General features: G+C 71.7%; 18 protein-coding genes. 7 read left to right on the top strand and 11 right to left on the bottom strand.

Going from position 1 to position 18,728, the window contains the following annotated elements:
* Nucleotides 1-1,146: an aminoglycoside phosphotransferase family protein gene (locus Ato02nite_RS28825; RefSeq protein WP_246607504.1), complete on the top strand. Its 1,146-nt coding sequence runs from the start codon at nt 1-3 to the stop codon at nt 1,144-1,146.
* Between the two features lie 74 nt (nt 1,147-1,220).
* On the opposite strand, the gene Ato02nite_RS28820 is transcribed toward Ato02nite_RS28825, so the two are convergent.
* A complete protein-coding gene (locus Ato02nite_RS28820; RefSeq protein WP_246607503.1) occupies nt 1,221-2,402 on the bottom strand; it encodes a metallophosphoesterase in 1,182 nt (393 codons plus the stop codon).
* Nucleotides 2,403-2,419: 17 nt separating this feature from the next.
* Entirely contained in the window at nt 2,420-3,100 is a 681-nt protein-coding gene (locus Ato02nite_RS28815) for a nucleoside/nucleotide kinase family protein (RefSeq protein WP_213009782.1), read from the bottom strand.
* Nucleotides 3,101-3,239: 139 nt separating this feature from the next.
* Between Ato02nite_RS28815 and Ato02nite_RS28810 the strand changes: the two genes are divergently transcribed.
* A complete protein-coding gene (locus Ato02nite_RS28810; protein ID WP_213009781.1) occupies nt 3,240-4,352 on the top strand; it encodes a ScyD/ScyE family protein in 1,113 nt (370 codons plus the stop codon).
* 5 nt (nt 4,353-4,357) lie between these two features.
* Here Ato02nite_RS28810 and Ato02nite_RS28805 read toward each other — a convergent pair whose 3' ends face one another.
* From Ato02nite_RS28805 to Ato02nite_RS28785, 5 genes are all read right to left on the bottom strand, one after another.
* The gene (locus Ato02nite_RS28805; RefSeq protein WP_213009780.1) at nt 4,358-5,017 is read right to left on the bottom strand and encodes a hypothetical protein; all 660 of its coding nucleotides are present in this window, start codon (nt 5,015-5,017) and stop codon (nt 4,358-4,360) included.
* 68 nt (nt 5,018-5,085) lie between these two features.
* Nucleotides 5,086-5,325 carry a hypothetical protein gene (locus Ato02nite_RS28800; RefSeq protein ID WP_213009779.1) on the bottom strand — a complete coding sequence of 80 codons (240 nt, stop codon included), beginning with the start codon at nt 5,323-5,325 and terminating at the stop codon, nt 5,086-5,088.
* 175 nt (nt 5,326-5,500) lie between these two features.
* Nucleotides 5,501-6,859 (bottom strand): glycosyltransferase family 2 protein, encoded by a 1,359-nt coding sequence (locus Ato02nite_RS28795; protein WP_246607501.1) that lies wholly within the window; start codon nt 6,857-6,859, stop codon nt 5,501-5,503.
* Between the two features lie 15 nt (nt 6,860-6,874).
* On the bottom strand, nt 6,875-7,753 hold the full coding sequence (locus Ato02nite_RS28790; RefSeq protein ID WP_213009778.1) for a glycosyltransferase family 2 protein: 879 nt from the start codon (nt 7,751-7,753) through the stop codon (nt 6,875-6,877).
* Nucleotides 7,754-7,948: 195 nt separating this feature from the next.
* Complete coding sequence (locus Ato02nite_RS28785; protein ID WP_213009777.1) at nt 7,949-8,926, bottom strand: glycosyltransferase family 2 protein; 978 nt, start codon at nt 8,924-8,926, stop codon at nt 7,949-7,951.
* 738 nt (nt 8,927-9,664) lie between these two features.
* Here Ato02nite_RS28785 and Ato02nite_RS28780 point away from each other — a divergent pair.
* The 3 genes from Ato02nite_RS28780 (at nt 9,665) to Ato02nite_RS28770 (ending at nt 12,446) form a co-directional block, all read left to right on the top strand.
* Nucleotides 9,665-10,600 (top strand): sulfotransferase family protein, encoded by a 936-nt coding sequence (locus Ato02nite_RS28780; RefSeq protein ID WP_213009776.1) that lies wholly within the window; start codon nt 9,665-9,667, stop codon nt 10,598-10,600.
* Between the two features lie 72 nt (nt 10,601-10,672).
* A complete protein-coding gene (locus Ato02nite_RS28775; RefSeq protein ID WP_213009775.1) occupies nt 10,673-11,584 on the top strand; it encodes a glycoside hydrolase family protein in 912 nt (303 codons plus the stop codon).
* Nucleotides 11,585-11,978: 394 nt separating this feature from the next.
* A complete protein-coding gene (locus Ato02nite_RS28770) occupies nt 11,979-12,446 on the top strand; it encodes a response regulator transcription factor (RefSeq protein WP_203813796.1) in 468 nt (155 codons plus the stop codon).
* A 7-nt stretch (nt 12,447-12,453) separates the two neighbouring features.
* On the opposite strand, the gene Ato02nite_RS28765 is transcribed toward Ato02nite_RS28770, so the two are convergent.
* Nucleotides 12,454-13,551: a M20 family metallopeptidase gene (locus Ato02nite_RS28765; protein WP_213009774.1), complete on the bottom strand. Its 1,098-nt coding sequence runs from the start codon at nt 13,549-13,551 to the stop codon at nt 12,454-12,456.
* A 142-nt stretch (nt 13,552-13,693) separates the two neighbouring features.
* On the opposite strand from Ato02nite_RS28765, the gene Ato02nite_RS28760 reads away from it, so the two are divergent.
* Nucleotides 13,694-14,317, top strand: a complete 624-nt coding sequence (locus Ato02nite_RS28760; RefSeq protein WP_213009773.1) for a TetR/AcrR family transcriptional regulator — start codon at nt 13,694-13,696, stop codon at nt 14,315-14,317.
* Here Ato02nite_RS28760 and speB read toward each other — a convergent pair.
* The gene (gene speB, locus Ato02nite_RS28755; RefSeq protein WP_213009772.1) at nt 14,279-15,301 is read right to left on the bottom strand and encodes an agmatinase; all 1,023 of its coding nucleotides are present in this window, start codon (nt 15,299-15,301) and stop codon (nt 14,279-14,281) included. The two genes, Ato02nite_RS28760 and speB, sit on opposite strands and share 39 nt — an antisense overlap.
* Before the next feature lie 75 nt (nt 15,302-15,376).
* On the opposite strand from speB, the gene Ato02nite_RS28750 reads away from it, so the two are divergent.
* Nucleotides 15,377-16,252: a serine/threonine-protein kinase gene (locus Ato02nite_RS28750; RefSeq protein ID WP_213009771.1), complete on the top strand. Its 876-nt coding sequence runs from the start codon at nt 15,377-15,379 to the stop codon at nt 16,250-16,252.
* A gap of 3 nt (nt 16,253-16,255) precedes the next feature.
* Here the strand turns inward: Ato02nite_RS28750 and Ato02nite_RS28745 are convergent, their stop codons facing one another.
* Both Ato02nite_RS28745 and Ato02nite_RS28740 read right to left on the bottom strand, forming a co-directional pair.
* Nucleotides 16,256-17,086 carry a universal stress protein gene (locus tag Ato02nite_RS28745; RefSeq protein ID WP_213009770.1) on the bottom strand — a complete coding sequence of 277 codons (831 nt, stop codon included), beginning with the start codon at nt 17,084-17,086 and terminating at the stop codon, nt 16,256-16,258.
* A 76-nt stretch (nt 17,087-17,162) separates the two neighbouring features.
* A complete protein-coding gene (locus Ato02nite_RS28740; RefSeq protein ID WP_246607499.1) occupies nt 17,163-18,623 on the bottom strand; it encodes an amino acid permease in 1,461 nt (486 codons plus the stop codon).
* Between the last annotated feature and the right edge of the window lie 105 nt (nt 18,624-18,728).

Here is an 18,728-nt window from a genome sequence, read left to right as displayed (position 1 = left end):
GTGGGAGATATTCCGGCGGCGGTGCGGGCCAAGGCCCGCGACGCCGGCGCCTCCGGCTGGCTGGAAAACCTTCCCCGGCTGGTCGGTGACCTCTGCCGGGACTGGGGGCTGCGGCCGGGTGCGGCGTTCGGCGACGCGACCGAGGCGTACGTCGTGAGCGTCACCCGCGAAGACGGCACGCCGGCGGTCCTCAAAATCCTGATGCCCCGCCGCGGAGCGGCCTTCGCCGCCGAGCTCACCGTCCTGCGACTAGCGGCGGGGGAGGGCTGCTGCCGCCTTTACGCGTACGACGTGGACCGCGCCGCCCTGCTTCTGGAACATCTCGGCCCGTCGATGTCGGAGCTGAACCTCCCGCAGCCACGCCGCCTGGAGATCCTGACCGACCTGGCCACGGCCCTGTGGCGGCGAACCGACGCGGACCTGCCGACGGCCCTGACCCGCCTCGCCTGGCAGGCCGCCTATATTCCCCGAAAGTGGGCGGAGCTGGGCAAACCATGCAGCCGGGCGGCCGTCGACCAGGCCTTGGCGGCCGCGGCGAGCCGGGGCCGAGCCTGGGATCCCCGCCGGGCGGTGCTGATCCACGGCGACGTGCACCAGTGGAACGCACTGAGCGTGCTCGCCGGCTCAGGCGCGACAATCGGCGAGCCGCGGGCGGCCCACGCCGCCGGCACAGACCCACCCAATGAGCCTAGCCTCCTAGGACGCCGTGCGGCGTGTGTGGACGGCGACATCCCGGCGGGCGCCGACAGCAGGAATGCGGGCGCGGACCGCCGAGACGCCGGCACCGACCGGAGACCGGCCGGACTCGGGGGCGCGGCCGGACTCGGGGGCGCGGCCGGACTTGGGGGCGCGGCCGGACTTGGGGGCGCGGCCGGATTCAGGCTGGTCGACCCGGATGGGCTGATCGCCGAGCCGGAGGCCGATCTCGGGGTGCTCATGCGCGAGGATCCGGTCGAGTTGCTCGACGGCGATCCCTGGGAAAGGGCGCGCTGGCTGGCCACGCGCACCGGCACCGACGCGACCGCGATCTGGGAGTGGGGCCTGGTCGAGCGGGTGGCGACCGGGCTGGTGCTGACCGTGGCCGGGGTACAGCCGATCGCAGCCCACATGCTGGCGGCGGCCGACGAGGTCGGCCGCCGCTCCTGAGAGCGCGGCCGGACCGGCGGTGGTGGGACGACAGTGCCGGGCCGCGGCGACGCGCGCCGGCGAGTTGGGTCGGGTCAGCCGGCGTGCAGGGTCAGCAGGGTGATTTCGCTGGGGGCGAAGATGCGGAACGGTGGGCCCCAGAAACCGGTGCCGCGGCTGGTGTAGAGCTGGGTGCGGTCGGAGTGGCGGGACAGGCCCTGCAGGACCGGCTGGTCGAGGCGGACCAGGTAGTGGAACGGCCACATCTGGCCGCCGTGGGTGTGGCCGGAGATCTGCAGGTCGACGCCGTGCGCTACGGCGCCGCCGATCTGCGCGGGCTGGTGGGCCAGCAGCAGGATCGGCAGGGCCGGATCGGCGCCCGCCAGCGCCGCCTCGTGGTCGGCGTGGTGGCCGGGGACGCCGGAACCGGCGGCGGTGCGGTCGTCGACGCCCGCAATGATCAGGGAGTCGTCGCCTCGGGTGACCACCACGTGGCGGTTGTGCAGGGCCTCCCAGCCCAGCGCCGCCATGTGTTCCACCCAGCGCTGGGCGCCGCTGAAGTACTCGTGGTTGCCGGTTACGTAGACCCTCGCCATCGACGCCTGGATGTCACCGAGCGGGGCGGCCTGCTCGCGGCGCTGGGACACCTCGCCGTCGGCGATGTCGCCGGTGTGCGCGACCACGTCGGGGTCGAGTGCGTTCACCGCGGCGGTCACCCCGCGCGACCAGCGGGCCCGGTCGAGCGGGCCGTAGTGGGTGTCGGTGATCAGCACCAGGCGCAGCCCGTCGAGGCCGGGGCCCAGCCTCGGCATGGTGACGGCGATCCGGCGGATGCGCGGCACTCGCATGGCCTCGGCGTACCCCCAAAGGAGCAGGACCAGGGCGATCAGGGTGACCACGGCGGTGGCGATGCGATAGCGAGCCGGGGAATCGACCCCGGCCAGGCCCAGGACGAGCGCGAGGACCTGGCCGATGATCGACCAGACGAACAGGACCCAGACGACGCCGAGCACGGTGTCGGCGATCTTGGCGGGGCCGTCGCGGTGATGGCGGCCGTGGCCGCTGAACATCAGCGCCGGGAAGGCGGCGACGGCCAGGACGACCACGATCGTGCCGGTCACGAAGACCGGCGTGGGCCAATGGTTGCCGCCGGCGATCAGCGTCCACCAGGGCACGCCGAACAGCAGCAACAGCACGGCACCGACGATGAACGCGAAGCGCACGACGCGGCCGCCGCGCCGGCGCGGTTCGGTCTCGACCTCTTCACCCACGGACACGCCCTGAAGCATGCCACTCAGGCGGGCGGGGTGCCGATGCGGTGGATCAAAGAGGCCGGGATTACCAGGTCGGCACGTTCGCGGGTCGCCCGGATCACCTCGGCGTTGCGCTCGTCGGTGCCGGTCGCCCAGGCGGTCGCGGCCGTCTCGTCCTTGCCGAAGCGCAGGTGCCGGGCGATCAGCCGGCCGAGGCGGGTGTCCTGGTCGAGGTCGGCGTACCAGACCTCGGTCAGCATCGGCCGGACCGTTCGCCAGCGCGGGGTGTCCACCAGCAGGTAGTTGCCCTCGGAGACGATCAGGCGGGCGGTGCGCTCGATCGGGATGGCGCCGGCGATCGGCTGCTCGATGACCCGTTCGAAGCCGGGCGCGTAGATGATCTCGTCTTCGTCCTCGTGCAGCCGGCGCAGCAGGGCCGCGTAGCCGAGCGCGTCGAAGGTGTCCGGCGCGCCTTTGCGATCGCGCAGGCCGAGGCGTTCCAGTTCGACGTCGGCCAGGTGGAAGCCGTCCATCGGGACGTGCGCGACCCAGCGGCCGGCCTCGAGCCCGGCGGGCGGGTGCGGGGCGAGCGCGGCGACCAGTTCCTCGGCCAGGGTGGTCTTGCCGGCCGCGGGCGGGCCGGCGATGCCGAGCACCGCCCGGCCGCCGCCGGCCACCAGCGATCTCGCCCGGTCGGCCAGAGCGTCGAACGTGATGGTCATGGCCACGAACGGTACCGGGAGGTCACCCGGCCGGGGTCGGATCAACGACGGGTACGCGCCTCGGCCCGTTCGGGCCATGGGCTTGACCTTCCCCCAGGGTCAGGGTCCTGAATGTTGGTCAAGCACTCAGGGGGCTCAGATGATCACGAAACGTATCGCTCTCACCGCCGTCCTCGCGGCCGGTGCCGTGCTCGTCTCGGCGGCGCCGGCCGCGGCGGGTGGCGCCGCGTCGCCGGTCCGGGTGGCGGCCGGGCTCGACAATCCGCGCGGGCTGGCGTTCGGGCCCGACGGTGCGCTCTACGTCGCCGAGGCCGGCCGGGGTGGTTCCGGCCCGTGCCGGAAGGAGGGTCCCGAGGGTGGCCCGGTGTGCTTCGGCCGGTCCGCGGCGATCACCCGGCTCGCGCACGGCCGGCAGAAGCGGGTCCTGCGCGGGCTGCCGTCGTTGGCGTCGCCGGAGGGCACCGAGGCCGGTGGCGTCTCCGACGTGGCCGTCGATCGGCGGGGCACGCTCTATTTCACGGTCGGGCTGGGCGGTAACCCCGACCTGCGGTCGCAGATCAAGGAATTGTCCGGCATGGCGAAGCTCTATCGGGCGGGCCGGTCCGGGCCGTCCCTGGTCGCCAACCTCGGGGCGTACGAGAAACGGGTGAACCCCGATCGCGTGCAACCGCCGGATACCAACCCCAACTCGGTGGCCGTGGTGCGTGATGGTCAGGTGGTCGCCGACGCGGGCGGCAACTCGCTGGTGCGGGTGGGCTCGGACGGCCGGCTGTCGACGCTGGCGGTGTTCTCGTCCCGCACGGTCCCGGCACCGAACATCCCGGGCGGGCCGCCGGCGGGCACGCCGATCCCGATGCAGGCCGTGCCGACCTCGGTCGTGCAGGGCCCGGACGGCGCCTTCTACGTGGGCGAGCTGACCGGATTCCCGTTCCTGACCGGCAAGGCGCGGGTGTGGCGGGTCCGGCCGGGGCACCAGCCGACGGTGTACGCGTCGGGCTTCACCAACATCATCGACCTGGCGTTCGGGCCCGATCGGAAGCTGTACGTGCTGGAGATCGCCAAGAAGGGCCTGCTCTCCGGCGACCGGACCGGAGCGCTGATCCGGGTCGACCGGCACGGCCGGCAGCGGGAGATCGCGTCGAAGGAGCTGACCGCGCCGGGCGGGCTGGCGATCCGCGGGCACTCCGCGTTCGTCACGAACTGCAGCGTCTGCAAAGGCACCGGTTCGGTGCTCCGCATCTCACTGCGGTGACCGGCTCACTTGTGTGACAGGCCCATCCGGAGCCCGGCCACGCCGGCCGGCGACAGCGGGCGAACGGTGGCCCGGGTGAGTTCCTCGCGCACGCTTGCCGGCAGTTCGTCGGCGAGCGTGCACAACCGGGGGTAGAGGTCGAGCACGTCGCGATGGGTCAGCGCGCCGACGCCGATCAGCAGGCCGTTCACCGAGCCGGCGTCGCGGGCCAGTTCGGCGCAGAGTTCGAGGCGCCAGATCGGGTCGTGCACGTGGGAGGCGAACTCGCGGGCGATCCGGTTGCCGGCCGGGGAGGCGACCTCGAGGCGGGCGTGCCGGCCCGAGCGCGCGAGCACCGGGGCGAGGCGGCAGGCGATGCCGAGCATGCGGGCCAGTTCCGGGACGGTCAGCACCTCGAGACCGAGCGAGCAGGTGGCGCACAGCCGCTGGTACGTGCGGGCGTGCACGACGGACGCCGGCCGGGGGCAGTCACCGAGGGGTCCGCACAGCCGGTCCAGGATGATCTCGGCGAGGGTGCCCTCGTGGTCGAAGCGGCCCACGCCGAAGTAGGCGGCGGGACGGCTGCGGTAATGGGCCAGGGCGGTGCGGGCGCTGACGTAACCGTCGGGCTCGACGCCGATGCGGGGGATGCCGCTGTCGGTGTGCAGTTGGATCAGTCGGAACATCTTCGTCGCTCCCGGTGGTTGAAGCGCCAACGTCTTGCCGGGGATTACGGTCGCGGCGAAAAAACGGTTCACCGTCTACTGCGGGTGAGCGAAAAATTCCGCCGACGCTGCTGACCAGTGAGCCGAAAGCAGTCGAACGTCACGGCGTGTAGTGCATAGACACCGGCTGTGAGGATCATCCACATCGTGGCGAGCACCGCACCGATCGTCGGGTCGAGCGCGTTCCAGGCGGCGGGCAACGCAATAGAGCCGAGAATGAGGGCTGCCGCCACCCCGGCCTCGGCCAGCCTCAGAGAATCGATGAACATGGCCGTAGCCTTCCGGTTCGCGGGCCGCCGCCGCTTCGGTCCGGAGCGGGATCTGAATCTACGACTTTCGGCAGAGGCTCCAAAACGGAGAAACCCCGCAAAGGTGATCAATTACGTCGAGCGAGGGACCGCCGCGGGCGCCCATGAGCGCCGACGGGTTACCCGGCCGTGCGCGTCAGCGGGTGGCGCGCTTGGCCTGGCGGCGGCCCTTCAGGTAGGCGCGGGGGCCGGCGAGCATGCCCCGGCGCTCGGCTCGGCGTAGGTCTCGGGGGAAGTCGTCTCTTGGGGTTTCGGCTTCTGGGGTCTCGCGGGCGGCCAGGTCTCGCAGGGCGGTGGGGGCCAGGGCCAGCGCTCGCCACACTAGGCCGGGGCGGGACAGCAGCAGGCTTGTGCAGGCGGCGGCCAGGCCGGTGCCGTGGCCGGCCACGTGCTGGCGGAGGCCGTCCAGGTCGCGGTCGTGGTAGCGGTAGGTCAGGGCGGTGGGCTGGTAGACGATCGTGCCGCCGCTGATCAGGACCTGGGTGAAGGCCAGGGTGTCCTCGGCGCCGGTGGCGGGGGTACCGGCGCCCAGCGCGGTGTCGAACATGCCGATCCGCTGGATCACGCCGGGGCGGAACACCATGTTGGCGCCGGTGGCGAACGGCGGCACGGGGTACAGCGGGCTCTGCCGGAGCACGCTGTGCGGGCCGAACACGTCGGGGGTGAAGCCGCGACGCTTGCTGTGGCCGCCGAACTGCTCGAACCACAACTGGGCGCGGGTCTCCAGCTCGGCCGGCAGGGTGACGCCGGAGACCACGTCGGCCTCCGGGTGCTCGGCGAGTGCCCTTGCCACCTCGGCCAGCCAGTGCCGGTCGGCCACCTCGTCGTCGTCGATCCAGGCCAGGATCCGGCCGGGAGCGGACCGGACCGCGGCGTTGCGGGCGTGGGAGAGGCCGGGGTTCGGCTCGCGCAGGTAGTCGACCGGGCCGCGGCGGGCCGCGGAGCGCACCACCTCGGCGGTGGCCTCGCTGGTCGGGGCGTTGTCGACGACCAGGATGCGGTAGGCGGGGTAGTCCTGCACCAGCAGGCTGTCCAGGCAGCGGGCCAGTGCCCCGGGGCGCTCCCGGGTGCAGACCACCACGGTCAGGTGCGGGGCGGTGGCCATCAGCGCGCGGCGGCTCGCCAGGAACGCGGGCTCGGTCGCCGGCACGTGACCGTCGATCGGCAGCGGCAGGTCGCCGAGGTGCGGGCGCAGGGCCTCGGCGAGGCCGGCCTGGATGGCGGCGCCGAGCTCCGTCGGGCGCAGGCCGGCGTCGGGTACGTCGACGAGGACGGTGCCGAGCGGCTCGGTGAACAACCGGACCAGCGCCCACGCCTGCCGGACGCGGCGGCCGTCGGTGTGCACGGCCGGCACCGAGGGCAGCGGGTCGGCCAGGTCCAGGTCGAGCACCACGGCCGGCAGGTCCGCCGCGATCGGGGTGATCGGGGGAGCGGTGAGCAACGACTCGGCCCGCCGCGCCGGCGCCCAGGGCCGGCCCAGACCGTCGTCACTCACCGGCGCACATCGGGCTCACCGGGCCGGTTCCAGGATGTGGTGCGGGGCTCGGCGGGCGGTGACCGATTCGATGACGGTGCCCAGGCCGGCTGCGGCCACGCCGGCCAGGACGGTGCCGGCTCGCAGGACGTGGGTGGCGCCCTCGCCGCGCAGTGCGGCCGACAGGTTGCGGGCCAGCGCCCGGGGCAGGGTGCGCAGGTCGGTGGCGAACCGCAGGGTGGCCGGGCGGATCGTGCCGCGGCCCTCGGTGTAGCAGCGGCGCAGGAACGTGCCGAACGTGGTGGTGCGGGCCGGCACCTGGTGGCGGACCAGGGCGTCGGGCAGGAACGTCCAGCGGCCGCCGGCCAGGTCGGTCATCCGGGCGTACAGCGAGGTGCCGCCGCCGGTGCCGAAGCCGCCCACCTGGCGGAACGCGTCGCGGCGGACCACCATGCCGGCCGGGCGGGCGCCGCGGGTCGCGGTGGCGCCGCCGGCCGCCCACAGGAACTCGTCGGGCAGCCAGCGTGGGCGGGTTCCGGTCCATTCCGGAGTGACGCCGGCGCCGGTGCCGACCACGTCGGGGTCGCCGAACGGCGCCAGCAGGCGGCTCAGCCACTCGGGGTCGGCGACGGTGTCGTCGTCGAGGAACGCGATCAGTGAGGTCTCGGCGTGGAACGCGCCGGTGTTGCGGGCGCCGGCCATGCCGGGGAGGTATTCGCTCTCCAGGACGGTGATGCCGGCCAGGTCGCGGCGGATCCGGTGGAACAGCCGGGGGTTGTGGTCGACGACCACGACCACCTCGGCCGCCGCGGCGGTCTGTGAGCGGGCCGAGGCCACGGCGCGGACCAGGGTGTGCCAGCGTTCGGCGGAGTGGGCGGGGATGACCACGGTGACGGCGGCGCGCTGATTTTCCACGGGAGTTGCTCCAGGGGTGTTGCGGGAATGTCGGGGTATGCCGAGCACGCGGTCGCGGGGCCACGCGTGCTCGGCGAGGGCGCGGACCAGGTCCTCGGCGGGGGAGGGGACCAGGTCCGCGGCGAAAGGAGAGGCCGCTCCTCGAGGGAGAAGGGGCGGAGGGAAGCCGGGTCCTCGACGGAGGAGACGGAGGGCTCAGTCCTCGACGGAGGAGGGCATGGGCAGCGGCTTGATGTCGCCGGTGCGGGTGCCGACCTCGCGGGTGGGCTGGTTGATCGGGGCGGACGACTGGACCGAGCGGGTGATCGCCGGGCGGTTGACCATCTGGCCGTAGCCGCGGGACTCGGCGCTGGTGCGCTGCTGGTGCACGATCACACCGCCGGGGCGGCGGACGCCCTTGCGCCGCTGGCTGCGCATCCGGCCGTACTCGCTGAAGATGGTGCGCAGCACGCGGAAGCCGTCGCGGAAGGTGTTGAGGTTGCTCTCGCCGTGGATGCGGGCGTGTTCGATGCTGCCGACCTCGCCGACCTTCATGCCGTCGGCCGCCGCCCGGATGTTGATCATCGTTTCGATCTCGAAGCCGTCGCCCCACAGCTTGCTGCCGTCGGCCGGCTGCGGCAGGCGGGTGTCGGGCAGGTCGAGGACGGGTACGACGCTGCGCCAGAAGGCGTTGTAGCCGTAGCAGAGGTCGGTGAAGCGGGTCCCGAACAGCACGTTGACCACGATGTTGAGGCCGTCGTTGCCGAGCTTGCGCAGGCTGGTGATGTCGTGGCTGTGCCCGCCGTTGGAGAAGCGCGAGCCCTTCACGAAGTCGGCGCCGTCGACCAGCTGCTTGACGAAGAGCGGGATCTCGCCCGGGTCGGTCGATCCGTCGGCGTCGATCATCACGATGATGTCGCCGCTGCAGGCGGCGAAACCGCAGGCCAGCGCGTTGCCTTTGCCCTTGCGGGTCTGGTGCACGACCTTCACGTCGGGGCGCAGCTCGAGGGCGACCGCGACCGTGCGGTCGACGGAGCCGCCGTCGACCAGGATCACCTCGGTCACGCCTTCGGGGAGGGCGGCGAACACGTGCGGGAGATTCCGCTCCTCGTTCATGGCCGGGATGACCACGCTCACCGTCGGTGACAAACCCTCGTCACCGTACGTGTTTCCGCCGTTGCTTGAAAGCTCCATGTCGGTCCCTCCCCAGGGCTCGGCAAAGCAACTTCTCGGCGAATTCCGGGAGCAGAACCGCAGGTCGCTTGCTTCAGATGAACAACCTAGCAACTCACTACGCTGCGTCAACTGACCAAAGGGCCAGCGTGACGGCGTACGGGTGGTTCTGGTCGACCAACCGGATGACCTGGGCAGTTCACTAGCGGCGGCGGAAGTAGAGCCATGTCACACGAGTCACTCTAAGTAACGGACAGGTTGCGTCTTTAGCCGACTAAACGTGTAAAACTGGCATAAACTCTCAATGCCCTTAAATCCCTAGAAAAACCGGCAAGATGAACATGCCGGAATTGCCATAGTGAACCCGGTCACCGCACGTCGACAACACGAAGAGTCACGAAGCATGTACCGGATCGGGTGACGCATAGAGATCGCGACCGATGGATACTTGCAGGGTATGGGGACCCTGAAAAACTGGGCCCGTAGCTTTCGGGCGCCCTTACCGTTGGTGAAGCGATGAAAGCCGAGGAAGCACTCTGTGTCTGCGGGCATCCGCGTCGCGCCCACGAACACCACCGCCGGGGAACCGACTGCGCGCTCTGTGAGCCGGGGGAATGCCCCCGCTTCCGGCGGGCCAGTTGGTGGCGCCGGCTGGTCCCCTCGCGCTGATGCGCCGGGACGTCTCAGCACGTGGAGTCGGCTCGCGAAAACCTACTCAATCTGTAGGCTTACCCTCACTTTCGAGCGGAGGGAGCCCTCATGCCACTGCCCGACTTCCTGATCGCCGGGGTGCCGAAGGCCGGCACCACGGCGCTCCACGCCGCGCTGCAGCCGCATCCCTCGCTGTTCCTGTCGGCGGTCAAGGAACCCAAGTTCTTCCTCTCCGACGGCCCGCCGCCCCGCCACGGCGGCCCCGGCGACGTGCAGACCTACCAGGAGCACGTGTGGCGCCGCGAGGACTACGAGGCGCTGTTCGCCCCGGCCCCGGCGGGCGCGCTGCGCGGCGAGGCAACACCCTTCTACCTGTACGACGAGAAGGCCCACGAACGCATCGCCGCCCTGATCCCGGACGCGAAGATCATCCTGCTGCTGCGTGACCCGGTGGACCGGGCGCATTCGAACTGGACCCACCTGTGGATCGCGGGCCTGGAACCGGAGGCCGATTTCCTGGCCGCCTGCCGCGCGGAGGAGTCCCGGATCGCGGCCGGCTGGGCCGACTTCTGGCACTACACCCGGCAGGGCCTGTACGGCCGCCAGCTCGCGAACCTGTACCAGCATTTCCCGCGGGAGCAGGTCCTCGTCCTGCGCTACCGCGAGCTCAAGGATGATCCGGCCGTCACGCTCGACCGGGTCTGCGCGTTCCTGGGAGTGGAGACGGGGGTGCTCTCGGCGATCCCCAAGGAGAACGTGAACCGTCACGTCGTCGAGGACAACCGGGTCAACGGGGTGCTGCGATGGCTGCTGCGCTCCGGTGGCGAGTTCGGCCACCGGTTACCGGTGCCGGTGCGGCTCGCCGCGCGCGGGCCGCTGCTCACCCTGCTGCACCGCAAGCAGGGGACCAGGCCGGTCACCACGCCGGCGGAGCGCGCCGAGCTGCTGCCGTTGTTCGCCGAGGACATCGCGTTGCTGCAGGATGTCACCGGAGCCAGTTACGACGACTGGCTGTCCGTCGACCGACACGCCAACGCCCGGTAATCCCACTTTGCCGATAGCTGATGCATCCTTGTCCGGATATTGTCCCGATCTGCCTGCCGATTAGGAGCCGCCTTGTCCACCGGGATCTCTACGCTGCCGCTGCCCCGCTGGGAGGAGTCCGCCGTGGTGGTCCCGCCACCCGGCGACGAACCCGGTGCCTGGTCCGGCGCGCCCAGCTCGGTCGCCACCGATGACGCGATCTACCTGGCGTACCGGGTGCGGCTGCCGATCGGGGAGGGGCGCGGCATCTCCAACGTGGTGGCCCGCTCGACCGACGGGTTGACCTTCACGCCGGTCGCCGAGGTGCTCAAGGACCAGTTCGGCGCGGAATCGCTCGAGCGGCCGGCGCTGGTGCGCACGCCGTCCGGCCGGTGGCGGCTGTACGTCAGCGCCGCCACGCCGGGCACCAAGCACTGGCGGGTCGACCTGCTGGAGGCGGACACCGTCGAGGGCCTGCCGGCCGCGCCGGCCCGGACCGTCCTGGCCGGCGACGAGACGGTCGGCGTCAAGGACCCGGTGCTGCACCACGACGAGTACGGCTGGCACCTGTGGGCGTCCGTGCACCCCCTGGAGAGCTGGGACGACGCCGACCGGATGACCACCGAGTACGCGACCAGCCCGGACGGCGTGCAGTGGACCTGGCGGGGTACCGCGCTGGCCGGCCGGCCCGGCGAGTGGGACGCGCGCGGGGTGCGGGTCTCCTCGGTCCAGGTCGACGGGGACGAGATCACCGTCGCGTACGACGGCCGGGCCACGGCCGCGGAGAACTGGGAGGAGCGCACCGGGGTAGCCCGCGGGCGGCGGCTTCCCGACGGCAGCTTCGGCACCCTCACCGCGGACAAGTCCGGTCCGGTGGGCAGCCCGAACGCGCCGCACGGCCTGCGCTACCTGAGCATCGTCGAGCTGCCCGGCGGCGGCCGGCGGATCTACTACGAGGCCACCCGGCCGGACGGGGCGCACGACCTGCGGAGCGAGCTCGCGTAAGAAAATGGCGGAGCTTGTCCTTGTGGGACCGGCTCCGCCATCGGCAGTGCGGCCGTTTACCGCGCACACATGCTTCAGCGAGAACGCTAGGCGACCCGGGTGCCGGGCGAACCCCGGACCCGCCCGATCGTGATCGCGCTCTCAGTACCGGACACCGTGGGTCGCGGGGAGGTTACCCGTGAGTTAATTTGCGGTCCTGGCGGAAGGGACGAAGCGGCGGATCGCGCCCTTTACCGCTGATTTCGCCGCGGCCCGGGTCCGTGACGCCCACAACGGCGTACCTGAGCTTCTTCGCACCCGTTGTGCAACGAAGGTTCTTCTGCCGCCCGGGGCGGGCCCGCCGATCTTCCACGCGCTTGAACCGAACGAAACAATTCCCGGTCAGGAGTACGCAGTGGTAGTAGCCGCGCCGTCCACCGTCCCCACCTTCACCGTGCCCTCCCTGTCGCTGGTGTCGCCGGTCGCCGACTGGGCCACCGACGTCGCCGAGCCCACCATCCTGGTCGCGGACGACGACGAGGGTGTCCGCGACCTCGTCGCTTTTAAGCTCTCGGCGGCCGGCTACAACGCCATCACCGCCGGCGACGGCACTTCCGCGCTGAACCTGGTGCACCGGGAGCTGCCCGACATGGTCATCCTCGACGTCGCGATGCCCGGCCTGGACGGGCTGAGCGTCTGCTACGAGCTGCACTCGTCGGCCGCGACCGCGCAGATCCCGGTGCTGATGCTCAGCGGCCGGGACCGGCAGGTCGACATCGACCTCGGGCTCACCGTCGGCGCGGACGATTACCTGGTCAAGCCGTTCAGCCCGGCCGAGCTGATCCGCCGGGTGCGCTGGCTGCTGCTCGCCAACGGCGACTGACCGGGCGTCATCCGCCGAAGGTCCGCAGGAACGCGACCAACGCGTCGTGATACGGCCGCAACGTCGGGATGTCGAGGTATTCGTCGGGGCCGTGCTGGCCGTCGCCGCCGGGGCCGAAGATCACCGCGTCGATGCCGAGTGCGTGGTAATACCGGCCGTCGGCGGCGCCGTGCTTGCGTAGCAGGCTCGCCGGGTGGCCGGTGGTGCGGATCGCGGCGCGCAGCGCCCGCACCCCCGGGCCCTCCGGGTCGGCGCGGTGCGGCGGCCCGAGCGCGTCGACCTGGGCCGCGGCCCCGGCGACGGCGGCCAGATGCGTGGCGACCTCCTCGGCCGTGCGGCCCGCGAAGTCCGGATCGGACGGCGGGTAACGGATGTCCAGCCACGCCGTGGCCTCGGCAGGCACCTGGTTGAACGCCCGGTTGGGGGTGTCCAGGCGGGCCACGTTCACGGTGGTGGTCCACGCCTCGGCTCCCGGTACCGGGTAGGCGTTCAGCAGGCGCTCGACGGCCTCGGTCAGCAGGAGCACCGCGTTGCGGCCGAGCCACGGGTAGGCCGCGTGCGCCGCCCGGCCGGTGGTGGTCAAGCGGGCGTGGCAGATGCCCTTGGACTCGGTCACCACTCGCAGGCCGCTCTGCTCGCCGATGATCACGAAGTCGGCGCGGACGCCCTCGGCGAGCTGGTGAGCGGTGCCGTCGGCGCCGCCCACCTCCTCGTCGGTCACCAACTGCAGCGCGATCGGGTAGGGCAGGTCGTTCGCCAGCTCGCGGAACACGCCGGTGAGCACCAGGGCCGCCGCCTTCATGTCGTGCGTGCCGCGGCCGTAGAGGCGGTCGCCCTCGATGCGCGGTACGAACTGCTCCGGCGGCGCGGGAACGACGTCGAGGTGGGCGTTGAGCACCACCCGGAACGGGCCGTCGTGGCCGGTGGGATGCAGCAGGGCGCTCGGCTTGCCGTTCGACGCGAACTCGCGGACCGTCCAGGCCGGTCCGGCCTCGTCGAGGACCAGGTCGAGGGCGCGGCGCAGATCGGCGGGGCGGTCGGCGGTGGACGGGATCGAGACCAGGTCGGCGACCCGGTCGGTGATCCGTTCCGTCCAGGTGGTCATTCGACCAGGATTACCCGGTAGGGGAGCGTGACGTCAATCTTCCGGCCGGAGGCCGGGTATGGCCGCAAGGGCGCAGGGAGCCGGTCCCCACTCTCGGGACTGTTCGATGCCCGTATTTATATGGTCGTGATAAACATGCGCCGTGAGTGAGGTGACCAGGAACGGCGGGCGGCGGGCCGCGCGGAAGCGCGCCGACGTGCTCGTCGCGGCCTGCGCGGTCGTCGCGGAACGCGGCGCCGATGCCACCCGCTTCACCGATGTCACCGCGGCGACCGGGGTCGGGGTCTCGACGCTGCAGTACTACTTCGGCAGTCGCGAGGACATGCTGATCGCGGTGTTCCGGTTCGCGGCGCAGAGCGACTTCGACGCGGTGACCCCGCGGCTGGCCGGGATCGGCGACGCGTGGGAGCGGCTGCTGGTGATCGCCTCGCATCTGACCGGCGCGGTCGGCAGCGACACCGGCTGGCGCCTGTGGGTGGAGTCGTGGCGATGGGCGCTGCGCGACCCGGAGTTGCGCGCGGAGGTCCTCGGCGACTACCGGCGCTGGCACGAGATGCTCGCCTCGATCATCGCGGCGGGCGTCGCGGACCGGCGGTTCGGCACCGACGCGGCACCGATGGACGTGGCGCGGCAGGCCCTGGCCCTGATCGACGGGCTGGCGCTGCCGGTGGCGCTCGGCGATCCGCAGGTCACCGGGGCGGCGGCCGGCGACCTGCTGGCCGATGCGCTAGGCCGGCTCGTCCTGCTGCGTTCCCCGGCCCTGTAGCAGCGGGGTCGCCCGGTTCCAGGGCGGGCCGCCGGCGTCGGCGCGGCGGCGGGCCATGCCGGACAGTGCCTCGAGGACGACCCGGTTGCCGAGCATCGCGGTGATCTCGGCGTGGTCGAACGGCGGGGACACCTCGACGATGTCCATGCCGACCACCGGCAGTTCGTGGCAGATCCGGGAGACCGCGTCGAGCAGCTGGCGGCCGGTGAGGCCGCCGGGCTCGGGGGTGCCGGTGCCGGGGGCGTGGCCGGGGTCGCAGACGTCGATGTCGACCGAGAGGAAGACGCCCTCGCAGCCGTCCAGGGCGATCTCGAAGGCGCGGTCCAGGACGGTGTCGAGCCCCTTCTCGACGATCTCGCTCATGTGGAACGAGTCCATGCCCTGGTCGGCCATCCAGTCCAGGACGTCCGGGCCGGGCCAGTAGCCGCGCAGCCCGACCTGGAGGAAGCGGTCGCCGCGGACCGCACCGGACTCGATCAGCCGGCGCATCGGCTGGCCGTGGCCGTAGAGCGAGCCGAACTCGATGTCGCCGGTGTCGGCGTGGGCGTCGAAGTGGATGACCGAGATGTTTTTGTATTTCTTGGCCACGCCGGCCACGTCGGGCCAGGTGACGGTGTGGTCGCCGCCGAGGATCAGCGGTATGGCCCCATTTTTCGCGATGAAGGCGACGGCGTCCTCGATGATGGTGCAGCTGCGCTGGATCTCGCCGGAGTAGACCTCGAGGTCGCCGGCGTCCTTGACCTTCTCCAGGGCGTCCACCCGCATGGACATGTGCGGGCGGGAGCCGTCGTGCGGGAGATAGTCGGTGCCGCGGATGACCTGCGGGCCGAAACGGGCGCCGGGGCGGTGCGAGGTGCCGCCGTCGAAGGGCGCGCCCACGATGACGACCTCGGCGTCGGCATAGGTGGCCGGCTCCTGCCAATCACAGGCCGGAACGCCGAGGAAGGTGTAATCGGGGCCGAACATCGGGCCGTAGCGGGTCATGCTGTCGGACTGTATCGCCATACAGTATTCGAGTACAGCGTTTGTGCTCGATCTCCGGCGGGTACCGGGCGGCTCATGCGGACACTGGGTGGGCGTTACCAGCTCGTTCGGCGCATCGGCGTCGGCGGGATGTCCGAGGTGTGGTGCGGGCACGACGAGGTGCTCGACCGGCCGGTCGCCGTGAAGGTGATGGCGCCGCACCAGGCCGCCGCCGTCGACGAGGTGCGCCGGGAGGCCCGCAGCGCGGCCCGGCTCGCGCACCCCAATGTGGCCGGTGTGCACGACTTCGGGACGTCGGCCGACCAGCCGTACATCGTGATGGAGCTGGTCGAGGGCCGCACCCTCAGCGAACACCTGGCCGGCGGGGCGATCGACTGGCGGATCGGGGTGCGGATCTGCGCCGAGGTGGCCGCCGCGCTGGCCGCCGCGCACGGCGAGAACGTGGTGCACCGCGACATCAAGCCGGGCAACATCATGCTCACCCCGTCCGGCGCGAAGGTGCTCGACTTCGGCATCGCCGCGGCGATCGGCGACGCCGACGAGGACCCGGACGGGCCGGTGATGGGCACCCCGGCCTACGTGGCGCCGGAACGGTTCGCCGGCCACCCGGCCACCGCGGCCAGCGACATGTTCGGCCTCGGCACCCTGCTCTACCAGTGCCTGAGCGGTCGGTTGCCCTGGCTGCGGTCCACCCCGACCGAACTCGTGCAGGCCGAATGTCACGACGACCCGGACCCGCTGCCGGACATCGACGGCCTGCCCGGCGAGGTGATCGACCTGCTGTCGCGCTGCCTGGCCAAGAACCCGGGCGAACGGCCCACCGCGCTGGTCGCGGCTCTGCTGCTGGCCGAGGCCGTGGACGCCCGGGTGTACGTGCCGATGAGTGATCTGGAACCGGTGCCGGTGTCGCCCCGCTGGATCGACGAGCCGACCGGCCGGCACCGGGCCTGACGTCTACCCGCTGCGCGGAACCACCACCACCGGGCGGCGGGCCCGGCGCAGCAGCCGGGCCGACACGCCGCCGAGCAGCACCCGGCGGGCCGGGCCGTACCCGCGTGAGCCGCAGAACAGCACGTCCACCTCGTCCAGACCGGCCAGCGTCTCGACCACGTCGCCGCTGATGATCCGCCAGTCGGTGTCCACGTCCGGCACGGTCGCCGCGGCGGTCGCCAGCGAGTGCTCGTAGGTCTCCCGCGCCGTCTCGTGGAACACCCGCTCGGCGTCGTGCAGGAACGGCAGCGGTGAGCCCGCCTCGGCGACCACCGTGTAGAGCCGCAGCCGGGCGCCGGCGCCCGCGGCCATTCTCGCGGCCTCGCTCAGGGCGGCCCGCCCGTCCGGGGTGTCCACGTACGCCACGCCGATCAGCCCCAGCGTGCCGGGCTGCTCGACCAGGTCGCCGGGGACGACCGCGACCGGGCAGGCGTTGCCCGACAGCAGCCGTTCCGCGGTGCTGCCGAGCGCCTCCTGCCCGGAACCGACCACGACCAGGGTGGCGCCGGTCTGCTCGGCCAGGTCATGCAGGCCGTGCGCGGCCGACGAGGAGGCGACCAGGCGGTACTCGATGCCGCCGGTGGCGGGCAGCGACTCCCGGGCCTCGTCGAGCACCCGCTGGGCGGCCCGATGACGGTCGGCCACCCACTCGGCGTCGACCCGGCCCGAGCCGAGCGCGGCCGGTGCCGGGTGCACCACCGCGACGATCAGCGGCACGCCGAGCGTCTCGGCGGTCCACCGGCCCAGGGTGAGGGCGCCGGGCCCGGGCGCACCGGCGATCACCGGCCCAGTCATGCCAGGTCCTCGCTTCGCTCCGACCTGCCACGACCAAATTCCGGACTGAGCTTGCTGATTCGCTCGCTTCGCTCGCTCATGGCTGGTCCTCCTCAGGCTCCTTCGCCCAGGCCGGGGTGCTCTGCGGCTCGGTGCGCAGCCGCGAGTTGCGGTAGCCGTACAGCACGTAGATCAGGATGCCGAGGAGCAGCCACACCCCGAACCGCACCCAGGTCTCCCACGGCAGGTCGCTCATCAGGTAGAGCGCGAACAGCACCCCGATGATCGGCAACACCGGCGACCACGGCACCCGGTAGGGCCGCGGCATCTCCGGCCGGGTCCGCCGCAGGATGATCACCCCGATGTTGACCAGCACGAACGCGAACAGGGTGCCGATGTTGACCAGCTCCACGATGGTGCCCAGCGGCACCAGCGCGGCCAGGATCGCGATCAGCACGCCGAGGCCGATGGTGAGCCGCGCCGGCGTACCGAACCGCTGGTTGACCGTGGCCAGCCGCCGCGGCATTAGGCCGTCCCGGCACATGGCGAAGAAGATGCGGGTCTGGCCGTAGAAGATGACCAGCACGACGCTGGTGATCGCGACGACCGCGCCGAGCGACAGGATGCCGGCCGCCCAGCCGATACCCGCGCCCTGGTCGAGGGCGGCGGAAAGCGGCGCGTCGCTGTCCTTCATCTGGTCCGGTGACGCGATGCCGATCGCGCCGACCGCGGTGAGCACGTAGAACAGGGTGCAGATACCCAGCGAGGCGAGGATGGCGATGGGCAGGTCCCGGCCCGGCTGCTTGGCCTCCTCGCTGCCGGTGGAGACCGCGTCGAAGCCGATGTACGCGAAGAAGATGATCGCCGCGGCCGCGGTCACCCCGTCCACCCCGTCCGGCGCGAACGGCTGGAAGTTGCCGGTGCCGAAGTTCGCGAACGCCACGACCAGGAAGAAGATGAGTACGGCCAGCTTGATCACGACCATGATCAGGTTGGCGCGGGCGCTCTCGGTCACGCCCCGGACCAGCAGGAACGTGATCGCCAGAACGATGAAGACGGCCGGCAGGTTGAACACGCCGCCGTCGGAGGGACTCTTGGCGATCGCGTCCGGCAGCTGGTAGCCGAACGCGGCGTCCAGGAACGCGTTCAGGTTGCCGCCCCAGCCGACCGCGATACCGGCCACCGACACGCCGTACTCCAGGATCAGGTCCCAGCCGATGATCCAGGCGACGACCTCGCCGAGCGTCGCGTAGGTGTAGGTGTACGCGCTGCCGGAGACCGGGATGGACGAGGCCAGCTCGGCGTAGGACAGCGCCGAGAACGCGCAGGCCACGGCGGCCAGGATGAAGGAGAGGATGACGGCCGGGCCGGCGATGCCGGCGCCCTTGCCGATCACCACGAAGATGCCGGTGCCGATGATCGCGCCGACGCCCATGGCGGTCAGCTGGACCACGCCGACCGCTTTCTTGAGGCCGTGTCCCTCCTCGCCCGTCTCGGAGATCAGCGAACGCACGTCCCGGATCGCGAAGATGCCCGGTTTACCCGATGTACTGGCCACGGCCCACCCGCCCTCGTCGTTCGATTGGCGATTGCCGATCTCACCTTGTGCACAGCCACCTACCCGGCGCAACTCGGGAGTGGTAACGGAAACTTCTGGCTGCCT

This window comes from Paractinoplanes toevensis, from assembly GCF_018332695.1.
In the GTDB taxonomy this organism is placed as follows: Bacteria; Actinomycetota; Actinomycetes; order Mycobacteriales; family Micromonosporaceae; genus Actinoplanes; species Actinoplanes toevensis.
Note: the sequence above shows the minus strand (reverse complement) of the source record. Positions and strands in the feature narration are given on the sequence as shown.